The sequence below is a fragment of the Kitasatospora sp. NPDC059571 genome (assembly GCF_042735675.1).
In the GTDB taxonomy this organism is placed as follows: domain Bacteria; phylum Actinomycetota; class Actinomycetes; order Streptomycetales; family Streptomycetaceae; genus Kitasatospora.
In genome coordinates this window covers 1-16,433 of record NZ_JBHWBW010000146.1, presented here as the reverse complement: position 1 = coordinate 16,433, position 16,433 = coordinate 1, and the positions used below count along the sequence as shown (strand labels likewise).

Sequence of the window (16,433 nt, the reverse complement as noted above, 5' to 3'; positions counted from 1 at the left end):
CGCTACTTTGGTACTTCTGTGTTTAAACTGGGTGATCTTAGGACGCCGACTAACAATAATTATGATCACCCCCGCCGGTGCACCAAGGGCGGCGCTTCTCGCATTTCCGGAGTCGTCCTGTCACTCCCGGCCGTGGGGCGGGCGGGGTAGTGCTAGGTCCACCTCAAAGACGGGTGGCACGGCCAGTGCGGCGCGTGGGCCCTGACGGCAACACTGATGCCGTCATCCGAATGCCCGATGTCAGGAGAGACCCATGACAACCTCGACCATCCCGCCCGGTGCGGCGGCCGACGTGCTGCAGGACGCGGTGGGCCGCCCCACTCCCGGCCGCGTGCGGGCGGGGCTGCAGGCGCTCCGCCGGGTCCTGCTGGTCATCGGTGAGTCGGTCCTGGGCATCGTGGTGCTGGTCGTGGGCGCCGCGTCCTGCGGTGCCATCGCAGCGCGGATGTTCTCTGCGGCAGACCTCGAACCGGTCGGCGGTCTGCTGGGTGCCACGGTGGTCGCCGTGGTGCTGGCCTACTGGTGGTCGCGGCGCGGCGCCGCGTGGACGCGGTCCCATCTCCGGGACTGGTTCGGCGTCGTCGTGACTCCGGCGTACTCGCCGCTGCCGGTACTGGAGCAGGACGACCGGGGTTACTGGTGGACAGGCTTCTCGTACCACCGCGGGCACGGCACGGCGCGGGTGGCGCGACGGCTGCACTGGGTGGCACGCGATCCGGAGAGCCGCAGGGACTTCGGCTGGTGGTTGCTCGCACCCTTCTCCCTGCTGTTCTTCACCGGTCCGGCTCTCGTGCTCGCCGGCGGCGGCGTGATCTTCCTCCTCACCGCCGGCGTCGACTCCCGGACGTACGGAGCGCTCGGCGACGGCCCGGCCAGCTGGGCGGTCTCGATCCTGATCGGCTCGGCGGTCGCTCTCGTCGGGATCCTGCTGCTGCCGTACGGGCTGCGAGCCCACTTCGACCTCGCCTGCCGGATCCTCGCGCCCGGCCAGCGCTCCAGCCGTGCCCAACTCACCCGCCGGGTCGAGGAGCTGACCCTCACCCGGGCCGACGCCATCGGCAGCCAGGCCGCCGAGCTCCGCCGGATCGAGCGGGATCTCCACGACGGAGCACAGGCGAGGCTGGTCGCGATCGGCATGACCCTGGGGACGATCGAGCACCTGATGGAGACCGACCAGGGCGCCGCGCGCGAGCTGCTCGCGGAGGCCCGCCAGTCCTCGGCGAAGGCGCTCCAGGAGCTCCGGGACCTGGTGCGGGGCATCCATCCGCCGGTGCTGGCCGAGCGCGGGCTCGGCGACGCCGTGCGGGCGCTGGCCCTGGACGCACCGCAGCCGACCGAGGTCGTGGTGAGCCTCCCGGAGCGGCCGGACGCCTCGGTGGAGGCCGCGGTCTACTTCTGCATCAGCGAACTGCTGGCGAACGTGGCCAAGCACGCGCGGGCGCGGCAGGTGTGGGTGGACATCCTCTTCCGGGCCGGCCGGTTGCGGGTCACCGTCACCGACGACGGGTGCGGCGGCGCCCACCCCGGGCGGGGCACCGGGCTTCGCGGTGTGGAGCGGCGGTTGGGTACCTTCGACGGCACCCTCTCGCTCAGCAGTCCGCCGGGCGGGCCGACGACGATCTCCCTGGAGCTCCCGTGCGCGTTGTCCTCGCAGAGGACCTCTACCTCCTTCGACAAGGTCTGATCAACCTGCTGGAGGCCCATGGCTTCACGATCGCTGCCGCGGTCGAGACCGGGCCGGAGCTGCTAGAGGCCCTGGTGACGGAGCGGCCGGACGTCGCCGTCGTCGATGTCCGGCTGCCACCGACGCTGACGGATGAGGGCCTCCAGGCTGCGCTGGCCGCCCGTCGCCGGATCCCCGGCCTGCCGGTCCTCGTGCTGTCCCAGCACGTCCAACAGCTCTACGCGCGGGAGTTGCTGGCAGACGGCTCGGGCGGGGTGGGGTATCTGCTGAAGGACAGGGTGTTCAACGCCGGCCAGTTCGTCGACGCCATCCGGCGGGTGGCCGACGGAGGCACCGCCATGGACCCCGATGTGATCGCGAAACTGATGGAGAGCAGGGCCGGATCCGCGCCCCTCCAGCGGCTGTCCCCGCGGGAGCGCGAGGTGCTGGAACTGATGGCCGAGGGGTGTTCGAACTCCGCGATCGCCACTCGACTGACCGTCAGCGACGGGGCGGTCGCCAAACATATTGCCAATATCTTCACGAAACTGGATCTTGCTCCGGCCGATGACGCCAACCGCAGGGTCCTGGCGGTCCTGGCCCACCTCAACGGCGCCCCGGACCGAGCGGAATCGACCGGGTGGGCGGGGCCATGAAACGCGTGTACGAGTAGTATCCGGTGGGCCGAGACGGTCCACGGCGTGGTGATCCTGCGTTCGACCGAGGGTGGATCCGGCAGCAACGGTCGCTTACGGCAGCAGCCGAATCCCAGGGGTTGATCTAGTAATGTCGCGTCGCCCATCCCTCACCCGCGCCCACCGGGCCCTGCTCGGCGTGGTGGCCGCCGGTGCCTGCCTCATCTCCGGCATCGGATTCGCCGGGTCGTACAACGCGGTCCGCGAGCTGGCCATGCAGAAGGGCTTCGGGGCCTTCTCCTACGCCTTCCCGATCGGCGTCGACGCGGGCATCGTCGTACTGCTCTCGCTCGACCTGGTCCTGACCTGGCTGCGGATACCGTTCCCCCTGCTCCGCCAGACGGCGTGGCTCCTGACGGCCGCGACCATCGCGTTCAACGCGGCGGCCTCCTGGGGCGACGCGCTCGGCATGGCGATGCATGCCGTGATCCCGGTGCTGTTCGTCGTGGTCGTCGAGGCCTCCCGCCACGCGGTCGGCCGGATCGCCGCGATCACTGCCGACCGGCACATGGAGTCCGTCCGGCTGATGCGGTGGCTGCTGTCGCCGGTGCCGACGTTCCGCCTCTGGCGGCGGATGAAGCTCTGGGAGCTCCGCTCGTACGACGAGACCGTCCGGCTGGAGCAGAACCGGCTCGTCTACCGCGCGCAGCTGCGCTTCCGCTACGGGCGGGGCTGGCGCCGGTCCGCGCCGTTCCAGGCGCTGCTGCCGCTCAAGCTGGCCAAGTACGGCGTTCCGCTGGACCCGAGCGTGCTGGACCGGATCGACGGGCCGCTCGAGGTGACGAACGGCGAGTCCGCGCCGGCGGTGGCGCAGGTGTCGGCCGCGGTCGCGGTGCCGACCCTGGCAAAGCTCGCCGCCGTCCGGCTGCGGGACTCCCAGGAGGGTGCTCACGAGGAGGCACCCGAGCCGGAGCGGGAGGCCGCCTCGCTGAACGTGTGGATGACCCGCGCCGTGCGCAGTTACTCCCAGCAGGCGGACGACGCGGACGCGCAGCCGGGCCGGCTGCCGGGTCAGTCCTCGCCGTGGTTCAAGCCGCCGCGGGCGGCCGGTGTCGGGCCTGAGGGCGTCGCCGCGAGCGGGCCTGTCCGGTCGGTGCAGCAGGCCCCGGTGCGCGGGGCGGGCGCGCAGCAGGGCCGTCGTCCCGGCGTGCAGTCGGCAGGGCCGGCACGGGACCAGGGCGTGACGTACCAGGCCCCGGGTCGGATCGGGCGGCCGGTCAGGCTGGAGCAGACCGTGCAGGCGGAGGCCGAGCCGGAGTCGTACCGGGACGAGGTGCAGCGGCAGGGCGGCGGCTACCGCCAGCAGGCCGCGGGCCTCGCGGGCCGCGGCCGGGACGGTGGCCGGGCCGACGAGCAGCTGCCCCTCGACGCGCTCGACGCCGAGCTCGACGCGGAGTTCCAGGGTGAGTTCGAGGACGGCTTCGAGTCCGGGCGTGACGCCGCGGGCCGCGGCCGGCTGGCCGGTGGGCCGGCGCTCGACGCGGACGCCTGCTTCGACGCCCTGATCTCGTACATCGACTCCTACGCGACCCACCCCGACCCGCAGCACCTCGCGGAGTACCTGACCCACCAGATGGGCATGACCGGGTCGCGCCCCGACGGCTCCGTCAACGCCGCCGACCTGGAGAAGATCTGGCCCGACCTGCAGCAGCGGTACGTGGCCACCGGGCGGGACTGAGGCCCGGGCCGGAGCGGGGCACCGCCCGGGGGAGTCCGACGGGCGGGCCGCCATTGACGTTCCGGCCGCGCCGACACTACCTTCGCATCAACAATTTGTTGAAGCGCTGGCGCGGTGTGCGCCGGCGCGGCGTGGAGGAGTGCGGATGGCACAGGTCGAGCTGGACGGTAGCGGGCCCGTGGGCGGGGCGTCGTTCTCGGCCGGGGCACTGGCCGCGGTCGAGGCCCTGCTGGGGCCGGTCGACGCCGAGCTCGCCCGCCGCTACCCGGGCGACCCGGGGACGCGCCAGCCGGTGCACACCGTCTACGTGCCCGCCGATGCGTTCGCGGCGGGGACCGTGGCGGACTGGGGGCGCCAGGCGCTGGAGGCCCTCGACACCCACGCGGCCACGCCGGAGCGGCTCGCGGAGGCGCTCGGCCTGCCCGCCGACGACCTGATCGCCGATGTGCACGCCCGGGTCCGGGCCAAGCTGGAGCGCGAGCCGATCGAGGACCTCCGGATCGACTTCGAGGACGGCTACGGCCCCCGGCCGGACGCAGAGGAGGACGAGGCCGCCGTCCTGGCGGCCCGGCTGATCACGGCCGCGGTGGCCGACGGCACCGCGCCCCCGTACATCGGGATCCGGATCAAGTGCATGGAGGCGGCGGTACGCGCCCGCGGCATCCGCACGCTCCAGCTCTTCCTGGGCGCGCTGCTCGCCGAGGGCGGCCTGCCGGACGGGCTGGTGCTGACCCTGCCGAAGGTCACCTACGCCGAGCAGGTCACCGCCCTCGTCCGCCTGCTGGAGGACTTCGAGCAGCGGGCCGGGCTGCCGGCGGGCCGGATCGGGTTCGAGATCCAGATCGAGACCACCCAGGCGATCCTCGGCCCGGACGGCCGGGCCACCGTGTCCCGCATGATCGAAGCTGCCGAGGGCCGGGCCACCGGCCTGCACTACGGCACCTTCGACTACAGCGCGGCCTGCGGCGTCAGTGCCGCCTACCAGAGCATGGACCACCCGGTGGCAGACCACGCCAAGGCGGTCATGCAGGTGGCCGCGGCCGGCACCGGCGTGCGCCTCTCCGACGGCTCCACCAACGTCATCCCGACCGGCTCCACGGAGCAGGTCCACGCCGCCTGGCGGCTCCACCACGGCCTGGTCCGGCGCTCCCTGGCCCGTGCCTACTACCAGGGCTGGGACATGCATCCGGCGCACCTGCCGACCCGGTACGCCGCGGTGTACGCGTTCTACCGCGAGGGCCTGGCCGCGGCGGCCGCCCGCCTCTCCGCGTACGTGGCGAAGGCCGGGGGCGACGTGATGGACGAGCCCGCGACCGCCCGGGCGCTGAGCGGCTACCTCCTGCGCGGCCTCGACTGCGGGGCGGTCGACCCGGCCGAGGTCACCGCCCTGACCGGTCTCGGCCGGGCCGAGCTGGACGCGCTTGCCGGGCGCTGACCAGGCTGCCCACCCGGTGGCCCCGGGTGGGCCCGCCCGGCCGTGACCGGACCGGCCCCGCGGTGCCGCCGCCGGCGGTTAGGCTGGCCGGGTCGGACGGGTACCGCCGCGGCAGGCCACCGCGGCCGGCCGGGAGGGTGCCGCTGCCGACGGACCCGGGCGTCCGCGACGTCCGCCGCCTTCCGCCGTCCTCCCGGAGAACCGCCGCACCATGTCGGAGCCGACCCCCAAGCGCTACCTGACCGTCCGGGCGTCCGGCAGCCACGAGATCGAGATCAGGAAGTCGCGGTTCATCTGCCGGCTGGCCAGGGCCGCCGACGAGGAGGAGGCCCAGGCCTTCATCGCCGCCGTGCGCAAGGAGCGCTGGGACGCCCGCCACAACTGCACCGCCTTCATCGTCGGCGAGGACCAGCGGCGCGAGCGGTCCAGCGACGACGGCGAGCCGAGCGGCACGGCGGGCGTCCCGATGCTGGAGGTGCTGCGACGACGCGGGGTCACCGACACCGTCGCGGTCGTCACCCGCTACTTCGGCGGGATCAAGCTCGGCGCCGGCGGACTCGTGCGCGCGTACGGCAGCGCGGTCTCGGAGGCGCTGGACGAGGTCGGGCTGCTGGAGCGCCGCCCGGTGGCCCTGTTCTCCGTCTCCGCCGACCACGTGCGGGCCGGCCGGCTGGAGAACGACCTCCGGGCCGCCGGCTACGAGGTCCGGGACCTGGCGTACGGGGCGACCGGCGTGCGGATCGATGTCGGCGTTCCCGAGGCCGACGTGACGGGCTTTCACGACTGGCTGGCGGAGGCCACCGGCGGGACCTCCGAGGCCGTAGCGGCCGGCTGGAGCCACCGTGAGATTCCGGTGGGGTAACACTCGAACGAATTAACCATGCCCGGAGTTGGAACTTCCGCTCCGGGCAGCTGCGTTTCATGCACAAGGACGTCGAGCCGTACAGATCGGCCGATGCCGGACAACCCGCCCATCGATGGAGGACCGCAGACCCCACGTCGCACCACGGGAGGTACCGAGCATGAACTCCGACCACGCCCCGACCTCCGGCCGAACAGCCGAATCACCTGGCCTGCCGGCGCCGTCCGGCCAGGCCTCGCACGCCACCCCCTACCGGATGACCGTCAGGACGGCGCTGGCCTTCGACGATGCAGTCGCCCTGGTCGACCAGGCACTCACCGCCTGGCTGAAGCAGGAGGGCCACGACGAGCCCCCGCCCGCCCGCACCGCGGCAGGCGCCGAGCGGCTCAGGCTCGGCGACCGTGTGCTCCTCGACCGCGACTGCGGTCCGCTGCCCGCACCGGGCACCCGCACCCCGCTGGTGGGGCGCCAGGGCCGACCATCCGCGGCCGCGCCGTCCGCCTCCGTGCACCCCGTACCCCCTGATCCCTCCGACACCGCCGGGCAGACCGCGCCCCCGCAACCCGGCCGCTACGCCCGCCGACGGCTGCGGACCCCGGTGCCGCACGGCGCCCAGCAGCTCACGATCACCCTGGCCACCGCCGACGACCCGTCCGCACCCGCCCGGTCCGGCACCGCGCCGGCCCCCGTCCACCTGCGGATCGAAGCCGATTACCAGGCGGCCGGATCCGGTGTCCGCACGGTCGGCCGGGTGCCGGTGCCGGAGCTCGTGCACCGCCTCCTCCCGCTGCTCGACGCCGCCGACGGCCCGGCCGAGATCGCGGTCCGGCCGCGCATCGTCGAGCCGGACGGGGTGGACGACCTCATCGACGAACTCTGCGACCCGGAGCGCAGACTGGCCGCCGTGGTGGTCAGCGTCCCGTCGGCCGTCCCGTTCGAGGAGTGGCTGGCGGACCAGGTCGGGCCGGTGCTGCGCAGCCTCACCGGCCTCGCCTCCCTGCACGTGCTGAGCCATACCGCTCTGCCGCTGTTCAACGTCGCGCTGGAGTTCCACAAGGTGTACGGCGGCGCCATCCGCACCTATCTGCCGGAGGTGGACCCGGCCTCGCGGGCGGACTCCGCACGCCACCAGGTGCTCCCGCGGCACCGGATAGAGGAGGACGTCCGACGGGCTGCGGCCCTGCTGGCCCGCGAGCCGCGCCTGGTCGCCGCGGACATGGTGCCGCCCCCGCCACTGGCCGCGGTGCCGGCCCTGGTGCTCTCGCCCGAGGCGCGCCGCGCCGCCCGGCCGGCGTCCAAGGACGGCCGGTCCGGTGAGCCGCACCGCCCGGACTCCGGTCGGCGCCCGGTCCAGCGGACGGCGAGGTCCGGGGGCCGGCTGTGTGCCGGATCGGGCCTCGTCGCTCCGGCCAGGCTCCGCATCCCCGAAGCAGTGGAGTCGGTGGCCGCTGCCGGGCTGATCGCACCGGCCACCGCGGAGTACGGGCGCCTGGCAGAGGCCGCCCGGGCCGACAAGTGTGCGGCGCCCGGGAGCTTCGGCGAACTGGTGGGCAGGTTCGCCGAGTTCCCGCTGCTGGAGTTCACCGGCGACGAGAAGGAGACGCTCGCCCTCGACGACAAGCCCGACGGGTCGGGCTGGGCCCGGCTGACCTGGGACGGGCTGACGGCACTCCAGGAGTACGCTGCCGCCGCCGTCCGTGGGCAGGCCGGCGGCGACTTCAAGCAGTGGTGCGAGCACACCCCGCCCGGCTGCCACCACTTCCCGCCCCGCAAGGCGGTCCGCTGGGAGTCGCGCACGGTCGAGAGCCACACCAAGTGGAAGCGGGAACGGATGCTGCCCGTCCCGCCCTGCGTCGACTCCTCGCGGAGGGTCTTCATGGGCGCCCATCTGCGGATCGGCGGCGGATCGACGGCGCCCCGGCTGCACTACCTGGACGACTGCTCCGGCAGCGGCCGGATCTACGTCGGCTACATCGGACAGCACTTGACCAACACTCGGACGAACTGACCGGGTCGGCCGCAGCGTCGACCGGGCGATGTGCAGTCCGAAGGCACACCTCGGTACACGTCGGCACACCTCGGTCCACGTCGGCACGCTGCGGCACACGCCGGCGCACGGAGGGAGGCAGGACACGACCGTCACACCGGTCACCAACTCGTGAGCTTGGCTGACCCGGTGCATCCCCACGGTGGAGAATGCTGCGCAGGGGCCGTGGCCGAGCGGCTCCTGCGAGCGCCTGTGTGCGGTCGGGCTTCGGGAGGAGCCGGGCCCGCCCGGTCCCGTTCGCGCGACGCGCTGTGACCTACTGGGGGGATCGACCGCCGATGCCGCACTCACCCGACAGCCTGCCGGACGGCGCAGCGTCGGTCTTCCCGTCCGGCGACCGGTCAGCGGCCGGCCGGCCGTTCGACACCGTCCGATCCACCGGCCGGGCCTCCGCGGTCCCGGCCGCAACCCCGGCCACTGCTGCGCCCGGCGCGCCCGGCGCGCACCCGTTCACCGACACCGACGCCGATGCCGAAACCGGTGCAGGTCACGACGCCGCCGACCGCTACCGGACCGGCCCGGGCGGATTCGAGCCACCGCAGCCGGGATTCCTGGCGGCGGTCTTCCGTGACCTGGGCGCGGACGAGGCCGGGCCGACCGCACCGACGGCAGCGGCACCGGGCGGGACGACCGACCGGAACGACCCCGCGGGCGACGACCCGACCGCGGCCGGGGACGACGAGGTCGCCGCGCACGGCCGGGCCGCCGCCCTGACGCACCATCGGACGCTCACGGTCCAGGCTGAGCACGACCACCTCGCCGACCTGCTCCGCCGGGCGGCGCTGCCGGTCTCGGCCATGGACTTCGAGAGCCAGCTGCGCCACTACGAGCAGCGGCCCTTCCCCGCCGACGTCGACACCGAGGCGGGCGAGGGCGCTGCCGGTACCGAGCCGCGGTGGGCCGACTACGCGCCCGCCGCGCCGGTGCCGGCCTCGGCCGACGACGCCCCGTCCCGCCGTCTCCTGGACTCCTCCTACCAGCGGGAGTTGGCGCAGGCCCGGCTGCGGCACCAACGCGATCTGCGCGAGTGGCGCACCCGCCGGGCCGAGAGCCTCACCCCCGAGCTCCAGGCCGCCCGCCGGGCGCACGAGGAGGCCGAGCAGTCGCGGGCCAGGGCCGTCCAGGAGTACAACCAGAGCCTGGAGGAGTGCCGGCGCGCCTACCGCAAGGCCGAGCCGGCCGCCGTCGAGTCGCTGCTCGAACGGGCCCTGGCCGCTGCCGAGGTGGCCACCCAGGATCTGCCGGCGCCGTGCCGGGCGCTGTACCGGCCGCTGACCCGTACCGCCGTCCTCGATCTCGACCTGCCCTCGCCCGACGTCGTCCCCTCGCTCTCCGGGTACCGGCTCGCGCCCGACGGCTCCGTCGACCCGGTGCCGCGGCCGCCCTCCGAGCGGTCCTCGGACTACCTGCGGCTGGCCGCCCGGCTCGCCCTGCGCGCGCTGCAGGCGGCCGACGCGGTCGACACCGAGGAGATCCTCGCCGGTGCCGTCCTCAACGGCTGGCTGCGCCGTCCGGGCATGGAGCCGGTCTGCCTGCTCAGCGTGGACGCGGATCGTGACGCGCTGGCGCGCACCCGGCTGCTGCCCGCCGCCCCGGACGGCCGCAGCGGTCGCAAGGGCCACGACGGCCGCGTCGGGCCGAGGATTCCCGGTCAGCGCGTCCCCGGGTGGCGCGCGGACGGCGATCCGCGCACCGGCCCGAGCGGGCCGGGCGGGCCGGGCGAGCAATGGACGGACGCGGCAGGGGCCGAGGAGCCCGGGGACGGCGTCTACGTCGACGCGGAGCGGGACGAGGCCCTGGTCAGGCTGCGGGAGCTGGCGGCGGTGGTGACCCCCGACCCGTACGGTCCGGTGCCGGTGGAGCCGAACGGCACCGTCGGGGCCGCGGTGCCGTCCGCCGCCGAGCTGTCGCCGAACGAGTTCTCCGTGCTGGTCAGGGAACTGCTGACCCGCGGCGGCCTCGGCGCGTGGAGTGTGCGGCTGCGCGGGCCGGCCGGGCTGGTCGCCACGGCCGAGGGCGGGCGGGGCAGCGCCCTGCCCGGCCGCTGGGTGGTGTGGGCGTCCCGCGGTGCCGAGCCGGTCGCGGCGGACGAGCTGCGCACCCTCGCCGAGGCCGTCCGGGAGGAGGGCGCCGAGCGCGGGCTCAGGCTCACCACCGGGCGGTTCGCCGAGGCGGCGCTCGACCTTGCCGCGGAGGAGGCGTTCCACCGGATCCACCTGGTCGACGGGGCAGGTGTGCAGGAGCTCTCCCGGACGCACCTGGGCCTGCCACTGGCCACCGGTAGCTAGCCCGCTCCCCGATCGCCCGATCATGCTGTCCGGACCCTGCGGGCGCCCGGCGGGCGGAGCCCTGTCAGGCTGGGGGCATGGGTTTCGGCTTCATGGACAGGTGGCGGGCCAGGTACGGCCACCGCCGGCACGGCCGTCCGGAGCAGCCGGACGAGGCGATGATGGCCGAACTGTTCGCCGAGTGCGGTCTGCTGCGCGAGCTCGCCGGTTCGGCGGGCGTCCGGCTCGACGACGGGGTGTCGTCGCTGACCGCCCTGGACCAGCTGCTGCCGCGCTGGCGTGACGATCCGGAGGTCTCGGAGTGGTTGGGCAACGATGCGGGGCTCTACCTGGGGACGGTGCTGCACCGCACCGTCCCGGGCGCGGCCTGGCGACTGGACGAGAAGGAGCGCCCGCTGCTGGTCCTGCCGAACGGATACGAGCTGGACGTCACGGCGGTCGGGCACGGCTGGGCGGACGAGGGCTCCCCGCAGCTGGCCACGGCCTATCTGACGGCGACCGACGGGTGAACCGGCCCTCCTCCGGCACCCGCGAAGCCGCCGCCGCGCAGCGCTTCGCCGCGCACCGCTTCACCGCACACCCGTCCGCCGCCGCCCGCGGGGCCGGGGCCGCCCGATGACCGCGATCCTGGTCGCCGCCGGGGCGTTCCTGATGACGCTGGTGGGCGGCTGGGTCGCCCAGCGCACCGGCGACCGCCGCCACCTGGTCCTCGGGTTCGCGGCCGGACTGATGCTCGGCGTGGTCTCCTTCGACCTGCTGCCGGAGGCGGTCCGGGCCGCGCCGGGTGAGGTGAACGGCGTGCCGCAGGCGCTGTTGATGTTCGCCGCGGGGTTCCTGACCATCCACATCATCGAGCGCGCCGTCGCGATCCACCGCAGCCACGAGGCCGAGTACGCCGCCCATACCCACGGCCGCGGCCACCAGGGCCACGCGGGGCACGGGCACGGCCACAGCCACGGCGACCCCGCCCGGCAGGGCATCGGGCTGACCGCCGCCGGGGCGCTGGTCGGCCACAGCCTGATGGACGGTTTCGCGATCGGTGCGGCCTTCCAGGCCGGGAGCACGGTCGGCACGGTGGTCGCGATCGCGGTGGTCGCCCACGACTTCGCGGACGGCTTCAACACCTACACGATCACCCGGATGTACGGGAACGACCGGCGGCGGGCCCTCGGGCTGCTCGCCGCCGATGCGGTGGCACCGGTGACCGGCGCGGCGATCACTCTGCTGTTCACCATCCCGGAGCAGGTGCTGGGCCTGTACCTGGGGTTCTTCGCGGGCTTCCTGCTCTACCTCGCGACCTCGGACATCCTGCCGGAGGCGCACAGCCCGCACCCGTCGCGGACGACCCTGCTCTGCACCCTGCTCGGGGTCGGCTTCATGTGGCTGGTGATCGGCCTGGCCGATTGACCGTGCCCGCCGACGCCCCGGTCATCACCCATCACCCGCGCCCGCCGGTGCCCCGGCCACCCGCGCCCCGCAGGGTCACCGGCCACCCGCGGGCGCCCGGCCCGGCGAGATCGCGTTCCACTGCTCCTGCATCGCGTGCAGTGCCTCGGTGATGGCCGGGCGCCGCGAGGCCTGGGTCCGCCAGAGCGCGTAGACCCGCCGGGTGGGCTCGGGGACGACCGGCCTGGCCGCGACGCCGGGCGGCAGCGGCCCGCGGCCCAGCCGGGGCACCAGGCCCAGCCCGAGCCCGGCCGCGATCAGGGCGATCTGGGTCTCGAACTCGCCGACCTGGTAGAGGACGTCCGGCTCCTCGCCGGCCTCCCGCAGGGTGCCGACCAGCCAGTCGTGGCAGATGTTCCCCGGCGGGACGCTGATCCAGCGCTGCCCGAGCAGCCGGGCCACCGGGACGGCGTCGAGCTCGGCGAGCGGGCTGTCGGCGGGCACCAGAAGGTCCACCGGATCGAGGCCGAGATCCAGCCGGGACAGCCCCTCCTGGACGGGGAGCGGCACGGTCGGCCAGTCCTGGACGACGGCGAGGTCGACCTCGCCGCGGGCGACCAGCTCGGCCGCCGCGTACGGGTCGGCCTCCAGCAGCCGGACGTCCAGGTCGGGGCAGGTCGCCCGGAGGCCGGCCAGGACGCCGGGCAGCAGGCCGCGCGCGCCGGTGGCGAAGGAGGCGATGAGCAGCCGCCCGACCGCCTGCCCGCGGCGCTCCTCCAGGGTGACCTCGGCCTGCTCGACCAGGGCCAGCAGCTGCTGGGCCGTGTCGGCGAGGCGGACGGCGGCGTCGGTCAGCACGACGCCGCGGCCCTGCCGTTCCAGCAGCACGGTGCGGGTCTCCCGCTCCAGCTTCGTGATCTGCTGGGAGACCGCCGAGGGGGTGAAGCCGAGGGCGGCGGCGGCTCCGCCCACCGAACCGTGTACCGCCACCGCGTGCAGGGCGCGCAGCCTGCCGAGATCCAACATGCCCCGATGCTAAAGCACTGCTGAACGGTTCGGTTCAGAATTCATCGCTGGTGCTACACACTCATGGACCGGCAAGCTCGGCTCATGCCAGCCACCACACCGCTCGCCCCGGCCGGTCGGACCTTGGGCCCGGGCTCCCGTCCCGTCGGCCCCGCCGCCATGAGCTCCCGTCACATCGCCCTCGCCGTCCTGGTCGCCGCCGTCTGGGGCCTCAACTTCGTCCTCATCGACGTCGGCCTGGAGAACTTCCCGCCGCTGCTGTTCTGCGCCCTGCGGTTCGCCGTCGTCGCGGTGCCCGCGATCTTCCTGGTCGGGCCGCCCCGGGTCGCCTGGCGCTGGGTGGTCGCCGTCGGCTGCACGCTCGGGGTCGCGAAGTTCGGGCTGCTCTTCCTGGGGATGCACGCCGGGATGCCGGCCGGGCTCTCCTCGCTCGTCCTGCAGAGCCAGGCGGTGTTCACGGCCGTGTTCGCCGCGGCGCTGCTGCGCGAGCGGCCCGGCCGCCGCCGGGTGGCCGGGCTCTGCGTCGCCTGCGCGGGCATTGCGGTGGCCGCGGTGGACCACGGGCTCGGCGGTCCGGTCGGCGCCTTCGCGCTGGTGATCGCGGCGGCCGTGCTCTGGGGACTGTCGAACGTGCTGACCCGCCGGGCGGCCCCGCCGGACGCCCTGCGCTGGATGGTCTGGGTGAGCGCCGTGCCGCCGCTCCCGCTGCTCGCGCTGTCGCTGCTGGTCGAGGGCCCGTCGGCGGACCTGCGGGCACTCGCCGGGATCGGTGCCGCCGGGGTCGGTGCGATCGCCTACGTCGGCCTGGTCTCGACCCTGTTCGGCTTCGTCGCGTGGAGCTTCCTGCTGCGCAGCTACGACGCCTCGGCGGTCGCGCCCTACTCGCTGCTGGTGCCGGTCTTCGGGATGTCCTCGTCGTGGCTGCTGCTGGGCGAGCGGTTCAGCCCGCTCGCCGCGGCCGCCGCGGTGCTGGTGATCGCGGGGATCGGCCTCACGGCGCTGCGGCCGGGGGCGCTGCGCTCGGCGGCGCTGCGGCTGCGTCCTCGTACGCCTCCTCGGCCGTCCGCAGTGCCTGCAGCAGCGCAGCCTGGTCGGACGAACTGAGCGGGCCGAAGTAGGCCTGGGCGATCTCGTGGCGGACCTGGCCGATCCGTTCGAGGGCGGCGTGCCCGGCCTCGGTGAGCACCACCCGGACGGCCCGGCGGTCGACCGGGTCCGGGGTCCGGGCGACCAGCCCGGCCTCCTCCAGGGCGTCGACCACGGTCGTCGCCGAGCGGGGGGCGATGTGGAGCCGGTCGGCGAGCTCGCTGAGCCGCATCGAGGCGTCGTCGCAGCCCCGGCCCCCGCGGCGATCGTGCCCGGGCGGCTCGTCGTGGTGGTGCGGGTGGTCGCCGGTGCCGGGCCGGCCGCCGAGGTGGGCGAGCGTGCGCAGGGCGCGGGCCTGGGCGGGAGTGATGCCGAGCGGCTCCAGGCGTCGCATGGTCTGCCGCCGGATCCGCTTCATCGCCCGGGTCAGCGCGTCGGCGAGCTCCGCGGCGGTGTCGGCGGTCGGCGGGGTGGTCATCGCGGGCTCCGGGTTCGGGCGGGCTCCGGCGCGGGCCGGGGGAGTGGGGCCCAGGGTATCGGGGCGGCGCGATCGCGGTTCGATAACTCGTTGAGTAAAGCTCACTATTCGGGATAGCGTCGGATCCGGCAGCCGGTTCCGCACGTCCGTGCGGGCGCCGGTCCGGCGTTCCCGCGTGTCCCCGGGCGCCTCGTACGCCCCCGCGCAGTCCTGCGCCATCGCGTTCCCATGCTCTCCCGCTTCCCCGGAGGTCCCATGTCCCGCTCCGAAGCCCGTGTCGCCACCGACCGCCCCGGCCGCTACGGCAAGCAGCTCGCCGCCCACCTCGGGCGCCGGGTGCAGGCCGAGTGGTCGGAGGAGGCCGGCCGCGGCTCGGTCGCCTTCTCGTACGGCACCGCGGCGCTCGTCGCCGAGCCCGGTGCCCTGCTGCTCTCGGTCGAGGGCGATGCCGACCGGCTCCCCGACCTGGAGGATGTCGTCGGCCGCCACCTGGTGCGCTTCGGCACCCGTGACGAGCTGGTGGTCGAGTGGCGGCGCGACACCGGCGAGCCCGGTCTCGTCCACCGCCACCAGGAGCCGGACGCCGAGCAGTCGCACACCGAGCAGTCGCAGGCCGGACAGTCGCACGGCGAGTAGCCGTACCCCGATCGGCCCGATCGGCCCGATCGACCGGCGGCCGGGCCTTCAGTCCCGGCCGTCAGACCCGGCCTTCAGTCCCGGCCGTCGGGTGCCGGCGCCGACCGGTCCGCACCGTCAGCCCGGTCCGCCTCCCGGGCCCGTCCCCGCCGCAGCCACCGCTCCAGGGTCCACAGCAGCAGTCCGGCCAGGCACCAGCTCGCCACCACGTCGAGCAGCCAGTGGTAGTCGGACCACACCAGGCCGAGGCCGACGCTCGCGCAGAGCAGCCAGGTCGCCCCGTACAGCCGGGCGCGCCCGGCCGCGGCCAGGGTGCCGCCGAGCAGCAGCGCCGCGGTGCCGTACGCGATCGAGGAGGTCGCGGTGTGCCCCGAGGGGTACCAGCCCCACTGGTCGGGCCCCAGCGGCGTCCCGTACGGGCCGGGCCGGGCGAACCACGCCTTGGCGGGCACCACCAGCAGCGGGATCAGCAGGGCCGCCACGGCCGCGGTCGGCAGCGGCAGCCACCAGCGGTCGGCGCCGGACTCCCGCTCCCGCCGTGCGGCGAGACCCGCGGCGAGCAGCAGGACCGGTACGGCCGGGATGCCGCCGCCCAGGTCGGACAGGAAGGCGCCGAGGTGGTTCAGCAAGGTGCTGTGCAGCACGTGGTGCAGCTCGCGGACGGTGTTGCGGGTGCCCGTGTCCAGCGCCAGCAGCGGACCGTCGACGGCGACCTGCCAGGAGACCAGGGCCAGCACCACGGCGAGCACCGCCGGCACGGCCGCATGCTGAAGCCGCCCCGGAGCAGGGGGGAGAGCTCCGGGGCGGCCGAGGTGATCGCCGCTCCGCAAGGCCCGGGGGGTATGGGCCGGACGGTCGGTCGATCGGTCTGGAGGTTCGGACGCCCATGCCCGGGCGGCCGACGTCGCAATGGGTTGCGGCTCGCTGTCCATCTGTCATGACAGTACGTCAAAGGGTTTGTGGCGCAGTGCGGCTCGCGCCGTTTCGCACAGCATCTTCACCAGCGGGAGGGCAACCTCCACGTCGGCCCGGGAGTCTCCCGACGTCCGTCACCGGCCGTTCGCGGACTCACCGCCGACCGCCGACCGCCGACCGCCGACCGCCGACCACCGGCCGCGGACCGCCGCCCCGGGCGCAGACGGCGGGCGGAGAC

Annotated in this window: 14 protein-coding genes; 11 read left to right on the top strand and 3 right to left on the bottom strand. The window is 74.6% G+C overall.

Features of this window, described 5'->3' with window-relative positions; translation table 11 throughout:
- Positions 1-253 precede the first annotated feature (253 nt).
- From ACFV0G_RS18295 to ACFV0G_RS18255, 9 genes are all read left to right on the top strand, one after another.
- Positions 254-1,684, top strand: coding sequence for a sensor histidine kinase (locus ACFV0G_RS18295; protein ID WP_380548254.1), 1,431 nt, complete (start codon positions 254-256; stop codon positions 1,682-1,684).
- The gene (locus tag ACFV0G_RS18290) at positions 1,636-2,319 is read left to right on the top strand and encodes a LuxR C-terminal-related transcriptional regulator (RefSeq protein ID WP_380548251.1); all 684 of its coding nucleotides are present in this window, start codon (positions 1,636-1,638) and stop codon (positions 2,317-2,319) included. The genes ACFV0G_RS18295 and ACFV0G_RS18290 overlap by 49 nt, the downstream gene beginning before the upstream one ends.
- Positions 2,320-2,449: 130 nt before the next feature.
- Complete coding sequence (locus tag ACFV0G_RS18285) at positions 2,450-4,036, top strand: DUF2637 domain-containing protein (protein ID WP_380548248.1); 1,587 nt, start codon at positions 2,450-2,452, stop codon at positions 4,034-4,036.
- A gap of 145 nt (positions 4,037-4,181) precedes the next feature.
- Entirely contained in the window at positions 4,182-5,471 is a 1,290-nt protein-coding gene (locus tag ACFV0G_RS18280) for a DUF6986 family protein (RefSeq protein WP_380548246.1), read from the top strand.
- Between the two features lie 211 nt (positions 5,472-5,682).
- A complete protein-coding gene (locus ACFV0G_RS18275) occupies positions 5,683-6,333 on the top strand; it encodes a YigZ family protein (RefSeq protein ID WP_380548243.1) in 651 nt (216 codons plus the stop codon).
- A gap of 160 nt (positions 6,334-6,493) precedes the next feature.
- Positions 6,494-8,341, top strand: coding sequence for a hypothetical protein (locus ACFV0G_RS18270; protein ID WP_380548240.1), 1,848 nt, complete (start codon positions 6,494-6,496; stop codon positions 8,339-8,341).
- Between the two features lie 317 nt (positions 8,342-8,658).
- Complete coding sequence (locus tag ACFV0G_RS18265) at positions 8,659-10,668, top strand: restriction endonuclease (RefSeq protein ID WP_380548237.1); 2,010 nt, start codon at positions 8,659-8,661, stop codon at positions 10,666-10,668.
- A 77-nt stretch (positions 10,669-10,745) separates the two neighbouring features.
- Complete coding sequence (locus ACFV0G_RS18260; RefSeq protein WP_380548234.1) at positions 10,746-11,177, top strand: DUF6278 family protein; 432 nt, start codon at positions 10,746-10,748, stop codon at positions 11,175-11,177.
- Between the two features lie 106 nt (positions 11,178-11,283).
- Complete coding sequence (locus ACFV0G_RS18255; RefSeq protein WP_380548231.1) at positions 11,284-12,075, top strand: ZIP family metal transporter; 792 nt, start codon at positions 11,284-11,286, stop codon at positions 12,073-12,075.
- A gap of 75 nt (positions 12,076-12,150) precedes the next feature.
- Here the strand turns inward: ACFV0G_RS18255 and ACFV0G_RS18250 are convergent, their stop codons facing one another.
- Positions 12,151-13,080, bottom strand: coding sequence for a LysR family transcriptional regulator (locus ACFV0G_RS18250; RefSeq protein ID WP_380548228.1), 930 nt, complete (start codon positions 13,078-13,080; stop codon positions 12,151-12,153).
- 159 nt (positions 13,081-13,239) lie between these two features.
- On the opposite strand from ACFV0G_RS18250, the gene ACFV0G_RS18245 reads away from it, so the two are divergent.
- A complete protein-coding gene (locus ACFV0G_RS18245; protein WP_380548257.1) occupies positions 13,240-14,184 on the top strand; it encodes an EamA family transporter in 945 nt (314 codons plus the stop codon).
- Here ACFV0G_RS18245 and ACFV0G_RS18240 read toward each other — a convergent pair.
- Entirely contained in the window at positions 14,072-14,644 is a 573-nt protein-coding gene (locus ACFV0G_RS18240) for a MarR family winged helix-turn-helix transcriptional regulator (protein ID WP_380548226.1), read from the bottom strand. The two genes, ACFV0G_RS18245 and ACFV0G_RS18240, sit on opposite strands and share 113 nt — an antisense overlap.
- A gap of 255 nt (positions 14,645-14,899) precedes the next feature.
- Here ACFV0G_RS18240 and ACFV0G_RS18235 point away from each other — a divergent pair, with 255 nt between their 5' ends.
- Positions 14,900-15,280, top strand: coding sequence for a DUF2218 domain-containing protein (locus ACFV0G_RS18235; RefSeq protein WP_380548223.1), 381 nt, complete (start codon positions 14,900-14,902; stop codon positions 15,278-15,280).
- Positions 15,281-15,354: 74 nt separating this feature from the next.
- Here ACFV0G_RS18235 and ACFV0G_RS18230 read toward each other — a convergent pair whose 3' ends face one another.
- A complete protein-coding gene (locus ACFV0G_RS18230; protein WP_380548220.1) occupies positions 15,355-16,038 on the bottom strand; it encodes a phosphatase PAP2 family protein in 684 nt (227 codons plus the stop codon).
- Positions 16,039-16,433: the final 395 nt, after the last annotated feature.